The following is a 23,100-nucleotide window of genomic DNA, read 5'->3' on the forward strand; positions in this document are numbered from 1 at the left end:
GTTAAAAAGCGCTGAAAAATTAATAAGCTTTCGACTTTAATTTATTTTTAGGAATATGGAAAGTTATATCTGTTCCTTCATTTGGGCTACTATTAATAATCAATCTTTGCCCATAGATCCTTTTGAGACGTAGGTCAGTATTACTAAGTCCTACACCGGTACTTGTTAGATTGCTACCAGATTGCAATTGGGCTAATGTACTAGGATCAATACCAACGCCATTATCTATCACACTAATGGCTACATAATCCGGAAAGTCTTTAATACAAATACAAACAGTTCCTCCTCCTTCTTGTTTTAATACACCGTGGCGGATAGCGTTTTCTACTAATGTTTGCAAGGAGATAGGGGGAATCTCGATGTTAATATGTTCGTCAATGTCCCATTCAATTTTTAAAAGGCCTTCAAAGCGCTGCTGATTAATATAAAGATAAGAGCGGACAAGCTCTAGTTCATACTGAAGTGGAACAACCCGCTGAAGGTTCCTGACATCGAAACTTGCACGCAAATATTCACCGAAGTGGTGCATTAAGTCAATCATGCGGTCTGTGTCAATGGTACTAAGTGATGCAATCGTATTCAGTGTATTAAACAAAAAGTGGGGCTGTATTTGGGCTTGAAGCCACGCTGTTTCTAAATGCAGATGTTGACTAATGCTATATTTTAAATCAATTAAAGCTCTTGCACGTACTTTTAATTCCAATGAATTGATGGGTTTAGTAACATAATCATTGGCCCCGTGAGCAAAGCCTGTATAAACATCTTCAGGATAATGACGTGCTGTTAATAATAATATCGGTAATTCCAGTACCGTATAATGCTCGCGGATCATTTCAATCAAGGCATAGCCTGATATATAAGGTAGCATTGCATCGATAATAATCAAATCCCAATTATGTTGCTGTAGAGCTTCCAATGCTTTTTTACTGCTAGTGACAGTAGTGATATCGTATTCTGAAGATACAAATAGACTTCGCATTATCCTCAAATTTACGGGATCATCATCGACCATTAAAATTTTAAAATGAGGTAATGCACATGATTTTTCTAGTTGTTTCGCATGTCCAGATGACATTGAATCCTCTTCTTCTTTAATAAACAAAGCCTCGTCCACAACCGTACTTTCATCAGCAAGAGGTAAGGTGAAAATAACATCTGAACCAGTATTCGGGATCGATTGAATTTGCAATGTACCACCATGCATATCGATTAGTTGCTTACAAACGAATAAGCCGATACCGATACCCTCATCAGCTACATTTCCTTGTTCATAAGGAGAGAATAGACGATTTTGAATATCATCATCCATCCCTAAACCAGAATCACTAATATGAATTACAGCCATATCTTTCTCTATGCAAGCGCTAATTTCTATAAATCCAGCGCCAGTATATTTAATAGCATTATGTAAAAGATTAAAAAGAATTTGAATCAGACGTTTTTCATCAGCTATTACATGAGGGAACGATCTAGAAATAGTCGAAGTCATCTGTATTTGTTTTCCTTCGGCAATAAACCGAAGCATATCAAAAACCCCGGAAACAGCCCCTTGGATACTGACACTTTTTTTATGGAGATATAAATTACCTTCGTTTAACCGAGTAAAATCAAGGATATCATTTAGGGTAAAGGACATGCTCCTGCCAATATCAATTACATATTTCAAATTTTGTTTATCTTCACTAATAAGGTTGTTGTGTGGATTATCATAAATTGATTGTCCGAGAGTAATCATTTTATTCATCGGATTCCACAGTTTTTGTGCGTTACTAGTTAAAAATTCATCCTTTAATTCATTATTATTTTGTAAATCAACTATCAGCTTATTAATTTGCTGCGTATTCTCATAAAAACGTTTAAACCAATACCCCGTAAACCCAAGAACTATAAATAAATAATCGAACGGATAAAAGGGAATATCTAAAACGTAGGTTGATTTTATGAGTCCCCATATAATTCCGTTGGTTGTACCAAGAGCTGTAAACGCAATAAAGGCGGAAGTTTTTTGGTCTTCAACGTACTCCCTTAAAGCAAGCACTACAACATATAAAAAGGAAACAATATAAAGAATAAAGAATAGAAGATTGGCAGCGTGCAACCAATGAATAGGTAACAAAATGATTAACAGTGTTCCTAGAGCATATAAAATAGAGAACCATCGGAAGCGCATAGCTTGATGATATTTAACAAGTAGCATACGCATAAATTGTACAAAGAAAAAGGAAGCCCCTAGGTAAACGATATTAGACAATTTTAAAGACCATACATAATCGAGATGTAACCAATCAAGAATGGAACGATCATAAGTTATTAACTCATCGGCTAATGGCAAAAGGAAGCCGATTGTGAACAGTAATACTTTCTTTTTACGGTAAATAAATAGAAAAACAAGAATGCTAAAGAGGGCATACATAATGATTATCACCGAGATGGTAGTAAGAGATAGCTCTGTGATGGTTTGGTAATGTGTCATGGCAGATGCAGAAGTGAAGGAAATTCTTTTGTTAATAACAGCATCTGCTGGTGTATCGAAATTGGACACCTGTAAGAGTAGTTCAATTTCAGATTCCTTTTCCGTAAAGTAGACAGTATAAGGTGCAGCTTGTCCTTTATGACTGTTAAGGTTTGTGGCGACTTCACCAGATTTTCCTAGTAGTCTGCCGTTGACATATAGTGCCGAGGCTGTTGAAATTGCGGGCACACGGATTGCAAATCGATTATCTGAAGAATCATTCTTGTCTAGTAAGATTTTTAAACGGTATGTACCAAATTTCTGTGTCACTGCTTCACTATCTCGCGGTGGAATAGTTAAAGTGGCTTGATCTAACGGGATAGTAGTTTTGCTATGGCTGTCATTGGTTGTGTCTACTAATAATCCAGGATAATAAAGCCACTCGCCATTTAAATAGAAAACTTTGTTGTCCGATAAAAATTGATCTCGCATATCGAAAATGCCCTCTTGAGCAGAAGGTTGATCATTAGAAGGAAAAAAATATGCTAGCCAAAGTATACGGAGGGAAGAAAGGGCAATAAATATCAAAACAATAATGAGTAGGTGTCGTTTTGTTGTTTCTTTAATCGCTAACATATATGCCTCCTAGATAAGAAAATAAACATCAATTTAGTAGTGTTACTTTTACCATGCCATGAATGATAAGAAAAGAAAATAAGAATTTTCTTAAAAAATACTTTACTAATACTATTTGCTGATTTAATGGGAGGCTGTAGTTCTTTTTGATTTATTAATATTTTATAGAAAGAGGCTAATCTATCACTTGTTAAGTTTTTTTTAAGAAGTTTGCCGTATGATGTTGTATTAAATATATAAATAAAATTTAAGTTGAAACAAGTAAATAGGGTTTCACAAAAAAATCATCTCATGGGAGAATTGATCTATTGTGTCAAAATTCAAAGTATCGTTTTTAATCGTTAGTATTATGATGTTTAGCGTACTCGCTACAACTAGTATAAGTATTTGGAGCAGCTATCGAAGTTTTAACGAAATTCTTATAGAAAATAATCGTGATATGCAAGAGGGGTATAGAAAGGAAATTTCTAAAATCACAAAAGATTATGGACAAGAGGCAATGCAAGACTCTCTTAAAAGTATCGAATCGGAGGCACTGTTTGAACAAGCGGCTAATCGTTTACTCGAAGATAAAGTCGTTTCATTTAATGTCTTTTTTAAAAAGATAATATTCACTGTGTTCCTATCTTTATTAATCGTATTTGCATTCATACTATGGTTTGCCATAAAGATTGTCCGTCCTCTAAAAGGTCTTGTAACTGGTATAGAGGGGGGAGGGGACATGCAACGTTTAGAGGAAATCGATGACTGGTATTTGGAAGCGCATCACTTAAAAAATGCTGTGCTAAATACGTTATCAGATTCTAGAAATCATATAGCGGAGTTAAGTAATCAATTAAAGCTGGATTCATTAACAGGAATTCCAAATCGCAGGAGTATGGATCAAGTATTAAGTGAACTATTTACAAATAAAGTACCGCATACAATTGTTTTAATAGATTTAGATGACTTTAAAAGTGTAAACGATACATATGGCCATACGGTTGGTGATGAAGTATTAAAAGCTTTTGCAAACAATATGCAGGAAAGTGTAAATAAACATGGAATTTGTTTTCGCTACGGTGGAGAAGAGTTTATGATTATTTTACCATCCACTTCAATAGAAGAAGCTGTAGAGATAGCTGAGAATTTACGTGTTAAACAAGCTTTGGCAGAGAATTCTTTGGGGCATCCGGTTACTCTGTCAGCGGGAATTACTGCATTTACACCAACAGTAAAAACGCCTAAACAAATGATTGCCATTGCGGATCAAGCTTTATATGAGGCGAAGCAGTCAGGAAGGAATTGTATTTGTGCAGTTAAGGAATTTTCTGATACAACGATTTAATTGCAAAGCGACAAACATTAGCAGTAGCTGTCTTTGAATCACAACTATTTAAACGACAGCTACTTCATGTTATTTATTCTTCGGAAATATTATTGAATAATTCGACAGTATCTTGGTTTGGTAGAATGCCTAGGTCTGTCTTCAAGTTACTTCTAAATGTATTGTATATTCGTATAGCATTTGCGCGATTATCTACTTCTATATAATGCTGAAGAAGCTGTTGTATGATTTTATCTGAATAAGGACTAAAATCTAAAGATAGTAGTAAGGTTAGTTCTCGTTTTTTTACGGCATATGTAGCTGTATAATGTTCGACTAAAAAACTCAGTAAGATTGTAAATAGGTTGTTAAAGAAATTCGTTTTATTGTTAATCCAAGGATAATCTAATGTCGCCATATAATCACCATGATGATGATTTTGAATAAACTTCTCCGCTAATTCTATATCAAGCGCCCCTGTCACTTCCTTTTGTTTCAATAATTGCTCTAAGTCAAGCGCATCGCATTGAAAATTTTCTAACTGCAAAGTGTAACACCCATTTGTATAATGGAGCACATTTACATAACCTAAAGCGGAAAGAGTGGTACGTAAATAGGAAATGGTTGTATGCAATTGTACTCTAGCCTTTTTATATTCTGTCTCCGCCCATAGCGCATCGATAATGGTATCTCGAGGTATATGACTATAAAGATTTGAAAAAAGAAAGGCAAACAATTCCTTTGTCTTCGCAGTGCGCCAGTGAACAATTTTATTATTAAAGGAGACATTAAACCCTCCAAAGCATTGTATTTGAAGAGATGGCTCAGTATTTTTTTGTGCGGGAAGCAATGTTTTTTCGTGCTGGAAGAGTTCTTGTATTCTGTTTATTGTTGTCTCTAATCTAGATTTGGAAATGGGTTTTAATAAATAGTCGAGGGATTGAATCTCAAATGCTTGAACAGCATAATCACGATACGCTGTAACAAAAATGATATAGATATTCTTATGCCACTGTTTTAATAATTGAGCAATTTCTAAGCCGTTCATACCAGGCATTTCAACATCTAAAAATGCTACTTGAATATCCAATGTTGGTCCCTCGTTAAGCAAATCGTTTAAGGTTGTAAAGGATTTAACGATTTCAATTGAATCAAATTCTTTTAACCTTTTTTCCATGTTAATAAGAGCTAATGGTTCATCGTCCATTATTATTACTCTAATCACAGACGGACACCAACTTTCAAATAATATGCATGTTACCTCATTAATTTTTAATCAATAGTGCTTAAAATTCAAATTTTTAACTTGAAACTTTACTAATTACTGCTTAGTAAGGATGTGCAGCAGCTTGTGGTTGAGTCATCGCTATTAATAAATCGACAGTAACTGATGTAGTTAATTTAAGTGCATTATGCCGTCCACTTTTTTGTGAAATTTGTTATAGCTCTTCATAACCTGTTACCTCACATTACGTTAATCTATTCACATTCCTCCTTTTTCCTATTATCGGTTAAAAACACCGAATTTCCAACTTTATCATGATGGTATTAGGGGATGTTTTTTGAAGAATTTTTTCCATAAAATTGCTTGAATTGCTAAAAATATGATTGATATTGTATATTTTTCCGTTTTTATAGTAATAACTTGTAATATCAGGTCCATTGTCCTGTATTGTTTAGTTGCAATTTAAATAGCTGCTTGCATATATGAGCCTAACGCTAATGTGCTAGTAGGAGATTGCAGGAAATATAAAAAATGGAGGTATTACTTAATATGAAGAAACAAGCAATAGCTTTAGCTGTAGCCTTGACACTTGGCGTAAGTATGTTTGCAAGTCCCTCGTCTGCAGAGGGAGTAAATAGTGTGAAAACGGGCGACGCATTGTGGGGAATCTCACGGGAGTACAATTTGAGTATAGCTGAGTTGCAACAGCTAAACGAAATTGATTCGATTTGGATCTATCCGGATCAGGATTATTTGAATGAAGAGAAGGTCGAGAAAGAAGAAGAATCTACAAAAGATAACCATCTTATTGAATATGGCGACACATTATTTACCCTTGCACTTGTCTACGATGTAACAGTGGAAGAATTAAAAGAGTGGAATAATCTTTCATCAGATGGGATTTACGCAGGCGAATTATTAGCCATCAAAGCCTCAGCGGCAAAGCCCAAAACTGCCGTGAGCACATATAAGAAACCTGCTGCGACTTCTGCTGCAACCTCAACCACTACAGCAAAGAGCGCACCAGCAAATGCGTCAGGGCAAACTTATACAATGCGCGCGACTGCTTATACAGCTTATTGTGAAGGATGCTCAGGCATTACAGCAAATGGCACCGACATACGATCTAACCCTGGATTAAAAGTAATCGCTGTCGACCCACGTGTTATTCCTCTTGGAACTAAGGTCTGGGTAGAAGGGTATGGAGAAGCAATCGCAGCTGATACTGGTGGAGCAATCAAAGGCAATAAAATTGATGTCTTCATTCCTTCAGATGGACAAGCTCGAAATTGGGGTGTCCGAACAGTTACTGTAAAAATTTTAGATTAAAGATTGTAAAGCGAGGTATCTCCTAATCGATATGAGATACCTCAGACTGTAGACAAACTCGAATATGTTCGAGAGTTTGTCTACAGTCTTTTTACTTTTACAAGAAATATGGATGAATACGACTTATTGATTTCCACTAGGTAGTGAAGCGGACTGCTCGGATAGTGAAGGGAATTGCTCGGGTAACGGAAAGAAGCGCTCAGGTAACAGAAAGAACCTCCCTCTGGACAGAAAAAATCAAAAGGTTCCAGAATCCTTAGCATTCTGAGACCTTTCTGGCAAGAAAAAATGAGGCTTTTGCTTCGTATGCGCGAGAAAATCACGCATTTAAATTGCATAACTATGTGTTGAGATGGGTACCATCAGAAATAGAGGAGGTATTTATATGAAAAAAATAACTATATTAATCATGTCGTTAACAGTATTTGTAGGTGGCTGTAATTTTTTTGATAAGAGTGAGAAAGAAGTAGCGGTAAATGCCAATTCACAATCCAATCCCAACTCTAATTCTAACTCCCCATTAACGGCAACCGCAAAAGTCATCGGTTCAAATAATGAAAGCTATGGGAATGCATATTTTCAAGAAGAGGACAATGGTGTCATGATGACGTTAGCATTAACGGGGTTACCGTCAGGAACGCACGGTATTCATATTCATACAGTAGGGAAATGTGAACCACCGACGTTTGAATCAGCTGGTGGGCATTTTAATCCAACGAAAAAAGAGCATGGAAAACTGAATCCGAAAGGCTATCATTTAGGTGACTTACCAAATCTTGAAATAGGGGAAGACGGTACTGTGGATTTAACATTTATAGCTGAAGGCATAACTTTACAAAAGAATATGGAAAATTCATTGTTTGATGAAGACGGCAGTGCGCTTGTTATTCATGAAGCGGCGGACGACTATAAGACAGATCCTGCTGGCAATTCAGGGGCAAGAATTGCTTGTGGTGTAATCCAATAATAATTAAGTAAAGAAGCTGTATCAAAAGGGGCCACTCCTTTTTGGTACAGCTATTTTTAATGACAGAAAAATTGACTAAAAAACTAATAATCGGACTTATTTTATACCATAAAAATAATAAAAAGGGAAAATTTAGTTTTTCGATATACATTTTTAATACACTTATGAAACTTTATTTTATTTCATTGTGAAGAGATTAGTGTATTATCTCAGGTAAATATTGAATTTTGTAGAATTTGATAAAAGGCGTTATAAAGTTTTTTTGGTGGTATAGTATAATTATAAAAGTCAGAATTTACTATAAATAGATTGACAATATTATACTAAATTTGGTAATTTTAAATAGATTCTTAATTATAACCATAAGGGGGAAGGTTAATATGAAGAAAAAGCAATTCAGATTATTGATGCTATTGAGTGCATTTGCGCTTTTGATTTTAGCTGCATGTGGATCTGATGGTGGGTCAAAATCAAACGATACAGGGAAAGAAAATACAAATGGTGATACGGCCACAACTGATAAACCAAAATCCGACATTAAGTTTTTGAGTTTATTAACAGGTGGTACACAAGGAACTTATTATGCACTTGGTGGTACATTTGCTGATCTGATAACAACTGACACTGGCATTAAAACAACAGCTGAGGTTTCTCAAGCATCTGCTGCTAATATGACTGCTTTACAAGATGGGAAAGGTGAAATCGCGTTTGTCCAAACAGATATCGCTTATTACGCAACAGAAGGTAAGTTAATGTTTGATGGCAAAAAAATCGATACTATCTCAGCCTTAGGTGCACTTTATCCAGAAACGGTTCAGTTAGTAACGACGGAAGCTTCTGGTATCAAAACGTACGCAGATTTAAAAGGTAAAAAAGTTTCTGTAGGTGCTCCGGGTTCTGGTACTTACGCAAATGCTGAGCAATTACTTGAAATCCATGGTTTAACAATGGATGACATTAAAGCACAAAACTTAGATTTTGGTGAGTCAACTGATGGTCTCCAATCAGGTCAAATTGATGCAGCCTTCATTACAGCGGGCACGCCAACAGGTGCTGTTGAGGCGTTAAATGCAACAACGAAGGTGAATATTATTGGTGTAGATGCTGGTAAAGCAGATGAGTTAATTGCGAAATATCCATACTATGCTAAAGATACAGTAGCATCTGGTACTTATGGCATCGGAAGCGATGTTGAAACGGTTTCTGTTCTTGCGATGCTAGCTGTGAACAAAGATTTGCCAGAAGATGTCGTTTACTCGATGACAAAAGCAATCTACGACAATACCGATAAAATTTCTCATGACAAAGGCCGTCTTATCAAAGCTGAAACTGGGTTAGATGGTATCAGTATTGATGTTCACCCTGGTGCTCAAAAATACTTTGATGAGAAAAAATAATTAATTGAACATAGTAAGTGTATTTGCAATGGCCCTACGCAACACCACATTTTGGTCAAGTAGATGAATGTAAATACCTAACCATGGATAAGAAAACTATACTTTCTTTAAACATACAAAGGGGCTCGGATCGCGTAAAGCTTCGAGCCTCTTTTTCTTATGTTGAGAGGCAATGATTAAAAAGCGAATGGCTTTTAAAGTGGGGGAACGGATGTAATGCGAAAGAGGAAACTGTTTATAGTAATAACACTATTATGTATAGGCGTTATCACAATGATTTTTCTTCCTCTTCAAAAGGTATTCGCATTCACTGAAACACGCACAGACCATCCAATGATGTTCTACATACCAATTGTTAAGGATGATACATTTCGTATTAGATATACACATTCAATTCATAAATCAGATGTGCTTGAACATTACAAATGCGTCGAAAAAAATCGTATACAGATGCTTGGAATGGAATATGAGGATTTAGCGATTGGTATGCCAGGCTACGCAGAGAAAAATCAAACATTAACACAACGCGATGGCAAATATTATTTGCAATTTGACAATGAAATAATAGAAAATTTCACGATTTACATCGGGGATTTAGATTTAGATTTAGTATTGGATTACGAAGATTATGAATATGATTTAAAAAAAGATTTACAAAGGGGAAAATCCTATTTATTTGAAGTGAAACAACTATCACTTTATGACCAATGGAAAGGAGTTAGGATGAAATGACGAAACAACATGAACCGAACAAAGAAGTAAAAGTAGAAGAATTTGAACAAATTTCTGCTGAAGAGCAACAAGCCATACTTGAAAAATATGATATCGAATCGAATGTACGTACAATAACTGGGATCATGAAGCATGTAATTTTCTTTGGATTGTTAGCATTTTCATTGTTTCAATTGTACACTGCGATCTTCGGACAATTTACAGCACCAATTCAACGTACTGTGCACTTAGGTTTTGGTTTAGCACTGATTTTCTTGTTATTCCCAGCTCGAAGAAAGGCACCGAAGCATAATATTGCGTGGTTTGATTATATTTTAGCATTATTATCCGTAGTAGTAGGCTCTTATTGGACATTGAATTATGCAGAGCTTGTAAATCGTAATGGTACTATTACACAGTTAGATTTTTTCGTCGGCTTAATAGCTGTGGTACTGGTTCTTGAGGCGGCTCGACGGGCAGTGGGTTTACCAATCACGATAATTGCAATAGGTTTCCTGATTTATGCTTATTTTGGACCATACTTCCCAGCGTTTATGGCGCATCGAGGACAGGATATAGAAAGTATTGTCAACCTTATGTACTTTACGACAGACGGTATTTTAGGTACACCAATTAGTGTATCCGCGACATTCATTTTTGTGTTCTTATTATTTGGGGCCTTTCTTGTGAAAACTGGTGTTGGGCAATACTTCAACGATTTAGCAGTAGCATTTGCAGGCAAATTAATTGGTGGTCCAGCCAAAGTTGCTGTATTCTCAAGTGCCCTACAGGGAATGATTTCTGGAAGCTCTGTCGCGAACGTAGTAACTTCGGGTTCGTACACAATACCGATGATGAAAAAACTAGGCTATCGAAAAGAGTTTGCTGGTGCTGTTGAGGCAGCAGCGTCCACAGGTGGACAGCTTATGCCGCCTATTATGGGTGCTGCAGCGTTCTTAATGGTAGAATTCATTGGTCGTGGAATTACTTACTGGGATATTGCAAAAGCAGCAGCAATCCCTGCGTTGTTATACTTTACGGGAATTTGGATTATGACACACTTTGAGGCAAAACGTGTTGGCTTACTTGGTTTACGTGATGACCAAATGCCAGACCGTAAAGAAGTGTTTAAGAAAATTTACCTATTATTACCGATAGTTGCAATTATCATTTTAATGTTAACGGGTACGCCTGTAATGCACGCTGCGCTATACGGAATTATTATTTCGATTGGGGTGGCGATGTTCAACAAGGATACACGTTTAAAACCTAAAGATATTATTGATGCATTAGTTGAAGGAGCGCGTACAGCACTTGGTGTAGTAGCTGCTACAGCCTGTGCGGGTATTATCGTAGGTGTAGTTGTAAAAACGGGCTTAGGATTAAGTTTAGCCAATAGCTTAGTAGCTTTAGCTGGTGGTAGTATTATTTTAACACTTGTATTCGTTATGATTGCTTCACTTATCCTTGGAATGGGTGCACCGACAACGGCAAACTATGTTATTACATCAACAATAGCAGCACCAGCCATTGTGGCGTTGTTATCACCGAACACACCACAGGAATTGGTGCCAGTTGTTGTCCTATTGTCAGCGCACTTCTTTGTATTTTATTTTGGTATTATCGCAGATATAACGCCTCCTGTAGCACTTGCGGCCTTTGCTGCATCTGGTATTTCGGGAGGAGACCCTATTAAAACGGGTGTCAATTCTGCAAAGCTTGCGATTGCAGCTTTTATCATACCTTATATGATCGTGTTTTCACCTGCGTTACTGATGATCGATACAACAATTCCGCAAATTTTATGGGTAGTCTTTACAGCTGTTACGGGTATGGTGGCTATCGGTGCAGGGGTAATAGGTTTCTGGTATCGGAAAATGCTATGGATTGAACGTATTATTGCCATTGCAGCTGGTTTATTACTCATTTATCCAGAGAAATTCTCTGATTGGACTGGCTTAGCTATCTTTATTGTTCTGGTAGTTATTCAATATCTTACACAGCATAAATTTGGTGGAAATGGTGATGAGGTATCAAAGAGCGTAACGGCATAATAAGCACAAATAGGGCGTCTCAGAGGCATATCTGAGACGTCTTTGTTATATGATCTAAAAAAGAGATTGAATTTATATTTATTATGCATATAATGCATTAATTGTTGATTTTTTATAAAAAACTATTGTATAATTCTTTTATCAGAAAATTCAATTAATAATGGAGGTGAAAACATGACAAAGGTATTAAACTCAAAATTTGAAACTTACTTAATGGATCAAGAGCCTGTATTTCAAACAAACGATGAAAAAAATGAGGAGCATATAACACTCGTACATCATGAAGAATATCCAGAGGGGTTTTTTACAAGTTTATAAAAGACATTTTGGGCTGTGATAAAAGTGAAAAACCTTTTAACACAGCCTTTAATGTTATGGTAAGGTCACATTTTTCTAATTTAACTACATAAAATATTTTATAGCATAAAATGAGTGGGTTTTTAGGTAATTGATCACTTTTCTTATCGAGCTATGCAGCATGAAATGGTGATTTATTGAATGGATAAGGTACTTATATCATATTTACTTTTATGAAAAGCTATCATGTATAATGTGAAGAAAAAAGTTATATAGAGGTGTAGTTATGATAAGTGCGGCAACGCTAGCAGATACAATGTATCAATGGTTTGAACATTTTCATAGTAATCCGGAGGTAAGCTGGAAGGAGTTTGAAACAACCAAAAAAATTGCGTCTATTCTGGATGAATTAAAGGTAACGTATCGTTTATTAGGTGATGTGCCAGGGCTACTTGCTGAAATCGGTACAGGTGATGAAATTGTTGCGGTACGGGCAGATATTGATGCGTTATGGCAAGAAGTTGATGGTAAATGGCAGGCTAATCATTCATGTGGTCATGATGCGAATATTACGATGGTACTAGGAGCTTTACTACTACTTAAAGATCTTCCATTACAGCATCGTATTCGCTTTATTTTCCAACCAGCAGAAGAGGTCGGGAATGGTGCATGTGCAGCCTTTGACCGCGGAGCAGTTGATGGTGTGTCGCATTTGTATGGTGTTCATTTAAGACCCGTAGAAGAGCTTCCGCTAGGAAAAGTGTCACCTGCCATCCATCATGGAGCAGCGTATTTCTTGGATGGAACGATTCGTGGTACTGATGCACATGGGGCAAGACCTCATCAAGGAAAAAATGCCATTGATGTCATTATGGCTATCCAACAAATGTTAAATAGTATTCATTTATCACCATTTGAGCCGCACTCTGCAAAATTAACGAAGATTGTTGCGGATGGGGGGAGTACAAATATCATTCCTGGGTCTGCTAGTTTTGCCATGGATATTCGTGCTCAACGAAATAATCAACTTGAGTTACTTCGTAGCCGTATTGAATTTGGTCTGAAATCAATACAGCAACAGTATGAAATTGAGATGAATTGGAAATGGATTGACTTTACACCAGGGGCAGAAGTTTCACCAGTTGCTGCCCGTTTGGCGAAAAATGCTATTATTGAAACACTGGGTGCTCAACATCTAGCTGAAGAAATTACAACACCGGGTAGTGATGATTTTCACTTTTATACAGTGAAAAAGCCAGAGTTAAAAGCGGCAATGATTGGTATAGGTGCCAATTTAGTTCCGGGATTACATCACCCTAAAATGACTTTTGAACGCAGTGCATTAATCGATGCGTCGAAAGTGCTAGCTTGTGTGTTAGAGAAAAAGCCAGATTGAAAAATATTTGTTAGAAAGAGGCTGTATTAAAAGTATATTATTACTTTTGATACAGCTATTTTTATACGAAATGCATAAATATACGACGTTTTGAATTGCTTGTAAAAGCTATTTGGAAACGTTTTTTTTCGCTTTAACAGTCATAATTGCTAGAGAAGCATAAATTTTTTGCGTTGACTTTATATTTTTTGAATATTAAGCTAAAAATCGTAAAAAAATATTTGCGTCTTTAAATTTTTAAGTGGGTTATTGGTGCAAAAAAAGGGGATGGGATGATGATGAAAAAGGATATTAGTGCAGGATGGGCACTTTTGACTTTTGCTATAATGATTTTTACAATGCTTCTAACAGTAGTTGTATTAGAGCAAAGTCCACATGTACCACTGATTGTGGGAACAACTGTAGCAGCAATTGTTGCCAAAAAACATGGTTTCAAATGGATAGAAATCGAAGAAATGATGTATAAAGGGATTCGCTTAGCATTGCCTGCCATTGTCATCATCATATTAGTAGGTTTGACAATCGGAGCATGGATCGGTGGCGGAGTTGTTGCCACAATGATCTTTTATGGCTTAAAATTAATTTCACCAGCATGGTTTTTAGTAACGATAATGCTGTTATGTGCAATTGTCTCACTAGCAATTGGTAGCTCTTGGTCAACGATGGCCACTATCGGTGTTGCCGGTATGGGTATTGGTTTAAGTATGGGAATCCCTGCAGCTATGATTGCAGGAGCAGTTATTTCTGGCTCATATTTTGGTGATAAGATGTCCCCATTATCTGACACAACAAATTTAGCGGCAGGTCTAACGAATACAGACTTGTTTGATCATATAAAACATATGCTTTATACAACGATACCAGCATTAATCATTGCGCTTCTTGCTTTCGGGTTTATGGGCAGAAGCTTCGCAGATGTGTCGATGAACTCTGAAAAAATTATGACAACACTTGACGTGATGGAAAAAAGTTTTGTTATTTCACCATGGTTATTGCTAGTTCCTATTGGTGTTATTGTAATGGTTGCGAAAAAGGTGCCAGCAATTCCAGCATTAGTTATTGGGATAGTATCAGGCTTCTTGCTACAAATCTTTGTACAGGGCGGAACACCTACAATGGCCGTTCATGCATTGCAAGAAGGATTTGTAATATCCACAGGTAATGATATGGTGGACGAACTATTTAATCGTGGTGGCTTAGATTCTATGATGTATACGGTTTCAATGACAATTGTTGCCATGACATTTGGTGGGGTGTTGGAATATTCAGGCATGTTGAAGGCGCTTATGGATGTTGTTATAAAATTTGCGAAATCTACAGGTAGCCTTATTGCTTCAACGATTGCTGCATGTATCACGACGAACGCTACTTGTTCTGAGCAATATATTTCGATTGTTGTTCCTTCGCGAATGTTTAGTGATGTTTATCAAAAACGTGGCTTGCATTCCAAAAATTTATCTCGTGCATTAGAAGATGGTGGGACGCTAACATCGGTATTCTTCCCGTGGAATACATGTGGAGTATTTATACTTGCAACATTAGGAGTAGGGGCAATGGAATATGCACCATATGCTATTATTAATTTTGTAGTTCCGATTATTTCCATTATTTATGGGTATGTAGGATTTGCGATTGTTAAGATGACCCCTGAAGAAATTGAAGCAGCTGAGCAACACAAGAAAGACACACAAGAAAATGATGTGAATAATATGGTGGCAGCAGAAAATTAACTAATTATTCCTATCACATAGGTATATTCGCTACAGGCGGACGCTTTCCGTGGGCAAGCACCAAGCCGCTTCCTTCGTTACACTCAGTCCAGGGTCTCGGTTCGCTTGCTTTCCCGTAGGAGTCGCCGCCTTACGCTCCTACTAAAAATGTTCGTGTTTCTTTATAGAAAAATGATTTATCTATTTCTAGGTTTGCAAAAGATGGTTGTAATAGACAAAGGGGCTTGCTAAAGAGCCCCTTGTCTTAATATTTAAAGTTTTTAATAAGTTCCGAAATTCAACTCATAGATTGTGCGAGGACGACCTTGTTGGTGGGGCATCTCTTCTCCAACTACTTTCGCGTAGCCTTGGTCAACTAATTTTTTTATAATGCGTTCAGTTGTTCGGCGAGAGACTTGTAGATATTCAGATAGATTAGAAGATGTAAATTGAGCAGACTGTCTTTCTCGGCTGAAATTTATGATTTTAGAAAGATTGACTGGACTTAAATTTGTTTGCTTTGCCATTTGCAAAATGTAAGGATCATTTGTTTTTAAGGAAATTTTGGCTTCACCATTTGGAAGAGGACCTACTAGATTTTTATGTTCATCTAGTATATAAATTTCAAAGGGCTTGGTGAATTTTAGAGCGTATTTTGCATTTTGAGCTGCTTCAAAAATCGAATGACCGTAGCCAAATGCAAGCTTAAATGGTTTTTCTATTTGCTGTAGCAGCTTTTGTAAATTTTCCTTTTCGAACGCATTTTGTAAATGTCCAGCAGTTGTATAAAGTTCAAAATAATTAGGCGAAATTTGCTTATAGGTTGAATGTGTAGCAGCCGTTATATGATTTAAAATAGATGCGTGGAAATCGTTATCTTCCTGCATGTCTAATAGTCCGACAGCAGCTTTGACTGATTCGGATTTTGTAAGTAAAGATTGTGATTTTGTTTCTTCTATGCATTGAATAATGGAGCTTGATGCATCCAACATACGCATTGCTGGGATATTCAAAGCCTGTAATTCATCGAACACACTATGAATACTTGTTATAACGAAATCAATGCTCTTTGCTTGCCAAAGTGTTAGATGTTTCTGCAAAATATCATGCGGTGCTTCTGCAAGTGAAATAGGGTAGACGTAAGGATTTTTCCCGCTATATTCTATATCAGAGAGAACGTTATCTACAAATTTTGGATTCATAACATCAATGGCTACTCTTTCAAGAGAGATTGCGTGATTGGCTATAAGTGATAATAATGTTGTAGAAATAGCAGTTTCATCTTGTTTTATATAATTCCAAGGGATTGGCAATGTTTCAAGTAATGATTGAGCATGTAGATATGGTAGCGTTCCTCCCAACAAAAGTGCATCGCAAGGTTTAATTTGCTTCAATAGCGTTGGCGCATCAGAAGGCTGATCGTAAAGATAAAATTCTAATTGAACATCCTCTATGTTTTGTGCGATACTAAGTATACGCTTTTTAAACGCTTTAGAGCATAGTACTGCAATTTTTGTAGACATAAACATCATTCCTTTTTTATATTTTTAAGCAATTAACGACGTATTAACGACAACTATAAATTATACAGGAGTTTGATATGAAATGAAAATTCAACAAGTAGAAATTTTTGCAATTCATTTACCACTAATTGATCCATTCATCATTAGTTATGCTACATATGATACAATGCCCTCCATCATTTTAAAAATGACGACTGATACTGGCATTGTAGGGTATGGTGAAGCGGTACCGGATGAACATGTTACGGGGGAATCATGGGAAAGCACTTATGCTGTACTCAAGCACCAACTAGTACCTGCTATTATTGGTGAAAACCCAATGGCATTCGAAAAAATTCATGATAAGATGGACCAAATGATTAAAGGTGTACCAGCAGCAAAAGCGGCTATTGACATTGCTTGCTTTGATATTGCTGGTAAAGCATTACAAGTGCCAGTCTATCAACTTTTAGGTGGTCGCTATCATGAGAAATTCCCTATTACGCATGTACTAAGTATTGGTACACCTGAGGATATGGCTGATGAGGCAGCTAAGCGTGTTGAAATGGGCTATGAATCTTTTAAAATGAAAGTGGGTACTGAAGTAACACGTGATGTTGCCCGCATAAAAGCTGTACGTGAACGTGTGGGAGAAAACATTGCTATCCGTGTAGATGTAAATCAAGGGTGGGGGAATGCCTCTACAACGCTACAAGGCTTACATGCATTAAAGGATTTAAACCTAGATTGGTTAGAACAACCTGTAGACAGTGAAGATATTGACGGAATGGTAGAAATCAAGGCAAAATCGACTACTACTTTAATGATTGATGAAGGACTTCGAGGCGTACGCGAAATGCGTGAAATTATTGCTAAGCGTGCAGCAGATAAAGTAAATATCAAGTTAATGAAATGTGGAGGCATTTATCCAGCTATGAAACTAGCAGTAATGGCCGAAATGGCAGGTATGGAATGTCAAATAGGATCAATGGTTGAGTCGTCTGTTGGCTCGGCAGCAGGTTTCCATGTAGCTTTTTCAAAAAAAATAATGACAAGTGTTGAATTAACAGGTCCTCTTAAATTCTCTAAGGACGTTGGTAATTTACACTATGATGTACCATTCATCTGTTTAACAGAAAAACCTGGTTTAGGTGTAGATGTAGACGATGAGGTAATTAAAGAATTAAGTGAATTCTCAACAATTGTAACAGCCTAAGGAGGCGGCGAGATGGACAAGATGTATGAAGGACTGCTCGGTGAAACGCCGTTTTTCGTTACACAATTACGAATAGAGAATTTACAAGTGATTGAGAGATTACAACAAGAGGTCTATGAATCATTACATGATCGAAGTATATTACAGCCTCTTAGTACTGAGGAATTTGAGTATATTTTAAACGGGAACGGTTTGATGATAGGAGCATACGTGGCAGACGAATTGATTGCCTTTAGAGCGCTATTAAATCCCCCTATTGATGACGAACATCTAGGCTATGATTGCGAAATTGCTGAGGCACAATTTCATCGAGTATTGTATCAGGAAATATCGAATGTTTCCCCAAAATATCAAGGTTTTGGTTTACAAAAAACGTTAGCAAAAGTTGTGATGAATCATATCGATTTAACAAGTTATAACTATGTTTGTTCGACAGTGAAGCCTTATAATATAGCGAGTTTAAAAGATAAATTTTCGCAAGGACTAGTTATAAAGGGATTAAAGATTAAGTATGTTGATAAATTACGATATATCTTTTATAAAGATTTACAACATGAACAGCCCGCTTTCACAGAAAAAAAGACTGTATCGATGGGTGATACAGAGGGACAGCAAATGCTATTGAAGCAGGGCTATTTAGGAACATCCATTTATGAAGAACAACATGATTGGTTTGTTGTATATGAAAAATAGCGATGAGCTATTGATTCTTAAATCGAAAAGTGCCACATTCATATGTGGGTGCTAAGACTAACTAAAAAAGCCTTATCTTTTACGAAAGTGAGAGGTAAGGTTTTTTGTTATTTCTTTAATGGGCAAAAACCACAAGCCATTAAGCCAGGAACGTCCTTTGAAAAGCAACAAGATTTACGTACAGGTACATTTACCAAATTAGTCGGGCTTTGGCCACCGGTATATTCAACCCACCATGATTTTTGTGAGAAGCGAGCCCATGTTTTGGGATTCTCCAATATTTCAATATCCTCCATTGCCTGATCGGCGAGGCCAGGATTAGATAATAATATATGATAATGCCACAGTAGATACCCGAAGAAATTCTCCCAAATTGTAAGCGGAGAAATGGAAGTTACTTTACGTAGCTGTTGAACAATAATATGCCCATCGTACAAAATTTTCTCAATGACCATCTGACGTTCATCCTCGTCCACATAACGCCAATCAGTTGGATTGACGAACATTGCGACGGTAAAACTATTGAATTCTTTTGTTGCATCAAAACGGATTTCAATCGGTTTACCATCCCAAACCTCATCATAGGCTGCAAGCATGTAAAGCTGCATGGCGAAAAACATACCATAACGGCGAGAGAAGTGGGAAATGGCAGCAGTTTCAGTCGCGGCATCTGTAATACCCATCATTAAATTTAAAAAATCAGGATGGTAAAAGTCTTTATGTATATCAGCCAATGTAAATAATGCTCGTTTTGGTTCTGTTGTATAAATGCTATAGGAATTGAGTTGTCTTACTTGATCCATTGTTAAAGCTGGCATTGTCATCACCTTTTCTTTTCACTTTATGCTATAAAAGCCATCTTCTATATGAGGTTTATTTATATTGGCAATCGGAAGCTTGCTGAACAAAATTATAACCTCCGAATGCAATCATGCTGATACGTAATTGTTAGTCATTTATTCTTATTATAAGTTATTCATTATTGCTTCACAAATAGTATGGAGTGTAGTAAAGTGTATTAAACATATATGAAAGGTAGGTTTTCGGATGATTCAGTCGCATGTGATTCCAAGGCCGCTTGTCCGACTTAATCAGTGGATAATTATTTTGAGTATCATACTGACTTGGACAACAGGGGTTGTTTGGCTATTAGCAATTCCTTTAGTAGCAAATTTCCTTGGTGTTTTATGCAATTTCAATCCAATTATCAGACTTGGAAAGCAATTTTTGAAAAAGGCTCCATCCGCTTATATACCAGAGGATGCACAGCAACAAAAATTCAATTCTAGTATTGCAAGCTTCTGTTTAGCAGGTGGGTTTCTAGGTTTCTTTTTTCATTGGCAAATAGTAGGATATACATTTACAGCAGTGGTAGCTATTGCCTCATCAGTTGCAATTGCAGGTTTTTGTTTCGGTTTTTTTTACATTTTCAACTGAAGCAATGGAAGTATCGACGCTCACTTAAAAAGGCATTGTAGTCATTTGAAAAAAATTCTAAAAAAAATATTAGATAGTTGTTGACTTTTTAATTGATAATGATTATCATTATCGTATAAAGATTATTCCTCTTCTACAAAACGAGTGTAGAGAGGATGGACTTTAGCTACTTTTCTCCAGAAGTTTGCTAGTTCATGATAACGCTCCTAAAACCCCCCTCATTTTTTGGGAACGTGAAAATCTCAGAGCGACTTATGCCTATATGGATAAGTCGCTCTTTTTTTGATTGTCTATAGATAGGGGAATTAGTTAATCAGTAACAGGCTTGGTATAGTATAATAAATGAAATTTAATTAGAAATAAGTGGAGGGATAAATGAAGAAATATTTTATCATATTCCTCGTTGTTGTCGCCTTTTTAGCAAACCCATCTTCATCTAAAGCGGAGGTACAGTGGGACGGGGCACAAATTGTCAAGGGGCAAACGGGAAAAATGACCTTTACAAAAGATGTAAAAGTGTATAAGAAGAATGCAAACGGTACGTATAGCTCGATGACAGTCAAGCACAACAACTATTTCCGAGTTTATAATATAGAAAAGTATGATAATAAAACATTTTATTGGATGAGCTCGGGTTATCGTGTACAAGCAACGGATTTAGTTGTTTTTAAGAAAGTACCTCTGAATATCCGTGCTTCCTTTTATGATAATCCCGGCTATATCAACAGCAGTCGTCAGGGCCATAGCTATGGAGCACATTACCCAACTGAATATGTAGATGGAGCCTTTTATAATAAGATTTCTATTGGTGAAAACCTATATTACTCTTATTATGATTGGGACGGTAGTTCTATTGAGGACTATATTGATGGCGCGAATATTCGCATTGTCGAAACAACGAAAAGAGATAAGGGACTCTATATGTTAACAACTGATGCACAGGTGTTAGGCGCTCCAATGAATGGAGCAAGTGGGGTGGAGCGTTCAAAAGGAACTGCTCTCCAATCATTAGGACTTGAAATAAATGGATACCTTTGGGTGAAAGAGGGCTATATCCCTGTAACATTAATCGAGCCTGTGAAAAACTTAGGGAAACGTTATATTCGATATGGTGTGAATGTTGAAGGGAAAGGAAATCAAAAAGAGCTAAAACGTTTTGATGAAGGAATATTATTGACAGAAAATGATAAGACAGCTTGGATTGAGATAGATGGGGAAGTATATAGTGTACCGAAAAAAGTTCTAGCTACTATAAGACCGAACGAATCACCGATTATAACAACGTCTTTCTTGCCAAATGATACGCTTCAGCAGCTAGTATATCAGAATTATGCTACTCCAAACATTGTTTATAAGAAAACGACTAATAATCGCTTTGAAGCGCCAGCCTTAAAGTTCATTGACTACTATGAAACAGAAATAAACTTTAATTACGAAATGGATGGGAACAAATATGCATTTGAAAAGCCAGTTACAGAGGGCTCAAAAGTGACTAGAACGGGACATGGACGGAAACAAGAAGGGTTTGTTCGTGCCATTCATTACACGATTACAACACCAGCAGGGACGTTTAACAATGTTGTGGAAACGTCCCTTAATGAACTTTTTGCACCGGGCTATGGTTTCATCAGTGATGATTATGGCAACAAATTAACGTCTTATGAATAATAAATCCTTCATTTTTTGATGGAAGAGTGAAAATCTTAATAACAGAAAAACAGGTGTGGAAAAACGAAATGTTTTTCCACACCTGTTTGATTTTAGGGACTTATTAGACAGACCTTAATCTATGAAGATAACGATTGCTCGGTAGCATTCTTTTTACCGAGAAGCATCGTATAATAACTATGCAATAGCATGCCGATAATGATGACGCCAAGTCCGGCAATTGCAATTGGGTCTGGGAAGGCAATACCCAATAGTAGAACTTCTCCAATAATAACGAAAATAATTTCTGTTGATTGTGTAGCTTCAACAGCGGCTAGTTTGCCTTGATGATCTCGTACACGGTCGGTTGCAATGAAAAATAGAATGGTTGCGATGACACCTGAACTAATACCGACAAATAAGCATTGTAGAACTTGGGCTTTTGATGGGAGTCCAACAGTTACTATTGCATAAATCGCCATTACAATCCATGCAGGCATCGATGCAATCGTCATGCCAAGTACGCGTTGAAACGTATCGATGCGACCACCACAAACGTCCATCATTTTACGATTGCCTAGTGGATAAGCGAATGCTGCTACAACGACTGGCAAAATGCCGAGCAGCAAACTTTTTAGAGGAACCGACTGCGCTTGTGGCACTTGAATCAATAAAATACCGACTAGAATAACACATGAAATAAGTAATGATACGAGCGGTATTTTTTGGCGTACAGTTTTGTCTGCGATTACAGAAACGAAAAGGGGAGCGAGCAATACGCCTGCAACAATCGTAAACTGCCATGTACCAGAAACGAGCCAGCCTGGTCCGAATGCGGCTGCAAATGTGAGTGGTGCATAGAATAACACAAAGCCAATAAAGCTCCAAAGAAGCCATGCTATAGGCTGTGATTTCATTTCACCTGAAAGCTGTGAAAAGCCCTTTCGATAGAAGACGATAGCAAGTAAAAATGGCAACATGAAGAAGTACCGTAAAGATGCGCTCCATAGCCAACTACCTCCCTGCATTTCCATTGCGTGATTCAAAATAAACGTTACGGCAAAAAAAAGTGAAGCTAAAATGCCTAATGCAATTTCTTTCATAACAATATCACCTCGATTTGAGT

18 protein-coding genes are annotated in these 23,100 nt (G+C 36.8%); 13 read left to right on the forward strand and 5 right to left on the reverse strand.

Translation table 11 applies throughout. The features are described from left to right. Positions 1–19 precede the first annotated feature (19 nt). The gene (locus tag H131_RS03835) at positions 20–3,088 is read right to left on the reverse strand and encodes a hybrid sensor histidine kinase/response regulator (RefSeq protein WP_010857740.1); all 3,069 of its coding nucleotides are present in this window, start codon (positions 3,086–3,088) and stop codon (positions 20–22) included. Positions 3,089–3,398: 310 nt separating this feature from the next. On the opposite strand from H131_RS03835, the gene H131_RS03840 reads away from it, so the two are divergent. Beyond that, positions 3,399–4,415: a GGDEF domain-containing protein gene (locus H131_RS03840; protein WP_010857741.1), complete on the forward strand. Its 1,017-nt coding sequence runs from the start codon at positions 3,399–3,401 to the stop codon at positions 4,413–4,415. Between the two features lie 73 nt (positions 4,416–4,488). Here H131_RS03840 and H131_RS03845 read toward each other — a convergent pair whose 3' ends face one another. Further along, on the reverse strand, positions 4,489–5,601 hold the full coding sequence (locus tag H131_RS03845; RefSeq protein WP_010857742.1) for a response regulator: 1,113 nt from the start codon (positions 5,599–5,601) through the stop codon (positions 4,489–4,491). A gap of 567 nt (positions 5,602–6,168) precedes the next feature. Here H131_RS03845 and H131_RS03850 point away from each other — a divergent pair. From H131_RS03850 to nhaC, 8 genes are all read left to right on the forward strand, one after another. Then, positions 6,169–6,948 carry a LysM peptidoglycan-binding and 3D domain-containing protein gene (locus H131_RS03850; protein ID WP_010857743.1) on the forward strand — a complete coding sequence of 260 codons (780 nt, stop codon included), beginning with the start codon at positions 6,169–6,171 and terminating at the stop codon, positions 6,946–6,948. A gap of 385 nt (positions 6,949–7,333) precedes the next feature. Next, positions 7,334–7,915, forward strand: a complete 582-nt coding sequence (locus tag H131_RS03855; RefSeq protein ID WP_010857744.1) for a superoxide dismutase family protein — start codon at positions 7,334–7,336, stop codon at positions 7,913–7,915. 380 nt (positions 7,916–8,295) lie between these two features. After that, entirely contained in the window at positions 8,296–9,312 is a 1,017-nt protein-coding gene (locus tag H131_RS03860) for a TAXI family TRAP transporter solute-binding subunit (RefSeq protein ID WP_010857745.1), read from the forward strand. A gap of 216 nt (positions 9,313–9,528) precedes the next feature. Further along, positions 9,529–10,044, forward strand: coding sequence for a DUF1850 domain-containing protein (locus tag H131_RS03865; RefSeq protein ID WP_036129797.1), 516 nt, complete (start codon positions 9,529–9,531; stop codon positions 10,042–10,044). Next, the gene (locus tag H131_RS03870) at positions 10,041–12,077 is read left to right on the forward strand and encodes a TRAP transporter permease (RefSeq protein ID WP_010857747.1); all 2,037 of its coding nucleotides are present in this window, start codon (positions 10,041–10,043) and stop codon (positions 12,075–12,077) included. The genes H131_RS03865 and H131_RS03870 overlap by 4 nt, the downstream gene beginning before the upstream one ends. Positions 12,078–12,251: 174 nt before the next feature. Further along, complete coding sequence (locus tag H131_RS24905; protein ID WP_010857748.1) at positions 12,252–12,395, forward strand: hypothetical protein; 144 nt, start codon at positions 12,252–12,254, stop codon at positions 12,393–12,395. A 265-nt stretch (positions 12,396–12,660) separates the two neighbouring features. Then, positions 12,661–13,770, forward strand: coding sequence for an amidohydrolase (locus tag H131_RS03875; protein ID WP_010857749.1), 1,110 nt, complete (start codon positions 12,661–12,663; stop codon positions 13,768–13,770). 278 nt (positions 13,771–14,048) lie between these two features. After that, positions 14,049–15,500, forward strand: a complete 1,452-nt coding sequence (nhaC, locus tag H131_RS03880) for a Na+/H+ antiporter NhaC (RefSeq protein ID WP_036131018.1) — start codon at positions 14,049–14,051, stop codon at positions 15,498–15,500. A gap of 260 nt (positions 15,501–15,760) precedes the next feature. On the opposite strand, the gene H131_RS03885 is transcribed toward nhaC, so the two are convergent. After that, positions 15,761–17,002: a hypothetical protein gene (locus H131_RS03885; protein WP_010857751.1), complete on the reverse strand. Its 1,242-nt coding sequence runs from the start codon at positions 17,000–17,002 to the stop codon at positions 15,761–15,763. Positions 17,003–17,084: 82 nt separating this feature from the next. Between H131_RS03885 and H131_RS03890 the strand changes: the two genes are divergently transcribed. Together H131_RS03890 and H131_RS03895 are read left to right on the forward strand one after the other, a co-directional pair. After that, on the forward strand, positions 17,085–18,197 hold the full coding sequence (locus tag H131_RS03890; RefSeq protein WP_010857752.1) for a mandelate racemase/muconate lactonizing enzyme family protein: 1,113 nt from the start codon (positions 17,085–17,087) through the stop codon (positions 18,195–18,197). Between the two features lie 12 nt (positions 18,198–18,209). After that, positions 18,210–18,890 carry a hypothetical protein gene (locus tag H131_RS03895; RefSeq protein WP_010857753.1) on the forward strand — a complete coding sequence of 227 codons (681 nt, stop codon included), beginning with the start codon at positions 18,210–18,212 and terminating at the stop codon, positions 18,888–18,890. Between the two features lie 107 nt (positions 18,891–18,997). Here the strand turns inward: H131_RS03895 and H131_RS03900 are convergent, their stop codons facing one another. Next, positions 18,998–19,708 carry a hypothetical protein gene (locus tag H131_RS03900; protein WP_010857754.1) on the reverse strand — a complete coding sequence of 237 codons (711 nt, stop codon included), beginning with the start codon at positions 19,706–19,708 and terminating at the stop codon, positions 18,998–19,000. A 289-nt stretch (positions 19,709–19,997) separates the two neighbouring features. Between H131_RS03900 and H131_RS03905 the strand changes: the two genes are divergently transcribed. Together H131_RS03905 and H131_RS03910 are read left to right on the forward strand one after the other, a co-directional pair. Further along, complete coding sequence (locus H131_RS03905) at positions 19,998–20,327, forward strand: DUF4395 family protein (protein WP_230491818.1); 330 nt, start codon at positions 19,998–20,000, stop codon at positions 20,325–20,327. Between the two features lie 375 nt (positions 20,328–20,702). After that, positions 20,703–21,995 (forward strand): hypothetical protein, encoded by a 1,293-nt coding sequence (locus H131_RS03910; RefSeq protein ID WP_010857756.1) that lies wholly within the window; start codon positions 20,703–20,705, stop codon positions 21,993–21,995. Between the two features lie 119 nt (positions 21,996–22,114). On the opposite strand, the gene H131_RS03915 is transcribed toward H131_RS03910, so the two are convergent. Continuing rightward, the gene (locus H131_RS03915; RefSeq protein ID WP_010857757.1) at positions 22,115–23,077 is read right to left on the reverse strand and encodes a DMT family transporter; all 963 of its coding nucleotides are present in this window, start codon (positions 23,075–23,077) and stop codon (positions 22,115–22,117) included. Positions 23,078–23,100 lie beyond the last annotated feature (23 nt).

Origin of the sequence: Lysinibacillus sphaericus OT4b.31, assembly GCF_000392615.1 — a bacterium.
GTDB lineage: Bacteria > Bacillota > Bacilli > Bacillales_A > Planococcaceae > Lysinibacillus > Lysinibacillus sphaericus_B.

Excerpts from the sequence above, each read along its gene's own strand:
- H131_RS03900 (WP_010857754.1), bottom strand. The coding sequence starts at position 19,708 with ATGCCAGCTTTAACAATGGATCAAGTAAGACAACTCAATTCCTATAGC.
- H131_RS03865 (WP_036129797.1), top strand. The coding sequence starts at position 9,529 with ATGCGAAAGAGGAAACTGTTTATAGTAATAACACTATTATGTATAGGC.
- H131_RS03855 (WP_010857744.1), top strand. The coding sequence starts at position 7,334 with ATGAAAAAAATAACTATATTAATCATGTCGTTAACAGTATTTGTAGGT.
- H131_RS03870 (WP_010857747.1), top strand. The coding sequence starts at position 10,041 with ATGACGAAACAACATGAACCGAACAAAGAAGTAAAAGTAGAAGAATTT.
- H131_RS03845 (WP_010857742.1), bottom strand. The coding sequence starts at position 5,601 with ATGGACGATGAACCATTAGCTCTTATTAACATGGAAAAAAGGTTAAAA.
- H131_RS03885 (WP_010857751.1), bottom strand. The coding sequence starts at position 17,002 with ATGTCTACAAAAATTGCAGTACTATGCTCTAAAGCGTTTAAAAAGCGT.
- nhaC (WP_036131018.1), top strand. The coding sequence starts at position 14,049 with ATGAAAAAGGATATTAGTGCAGGATGGGCACTTTTGACTTTTGCTATA.
- H131_RS03895 (WP_010857753.1), top strand. The coding sequence starts at position 18,210 with ATGGACAAGATGTATGAAGGACTGCTCGGTGAAACGCCGTTTTTCGTT.
- H131_RS03890 (WP_010857752.1), top strand. The coding sequence starts at position 17,085 with ATGAAAATTCAACAAGTAGAAATTTTTGCAATTCATTTACCACTAATT.
- H131_RS03860 (WP_010857745.1), top strand. The coding sequence starts at position 8,296 with ATGAAGAAAAAGCAATTCAGATTATTGATGCTATTGAGTGCATTTGCG.
- H131_RS24905 (WP_010857748.1), top strand. The coding sequence starts at position 12,252 with ATGACAAAGGTATTAAACTCAAAATTTGAAACTTACTTAATGGATCAA.
- H131_RS03850 (WP_010857743.1), top strand. The coding sequence starts at position 6,169 with ATGAAGAAACAAGCAATAGCTTTAGCTGTAGCCTTGACACTTGGCGTA.
- H131_RS03910 (WP_010857756.1), top strand. The coding sequence starts at position 20,703 with ATGAAGAAATATTTTATCATATTCCTCGTTGTTGTCGCCTTTTTAGCA.
- H131_RS03875 (WP_010857749.1), top strand. The coding sequence starts at position 12,661 with ATGATAAGTGCGGCAACGCTAGCAGATACAATGTATCAATGGTTTGAA.
- H131_RS03835 (WP_010857740.1), bottom strand. The coding sequence starts at position 3,088 with ATGTTAGCGATTAAAGAAACAACAAAACGACACCTACTCATTATTGTT.
- H131_RS03915 (WP_010857757.1), bottom strand. The coding sequence starts at position 23,077 with ATGAAAGAAATTGCATTAGGCATTTTAGCTTCACTTTTTTTTGCCGTA.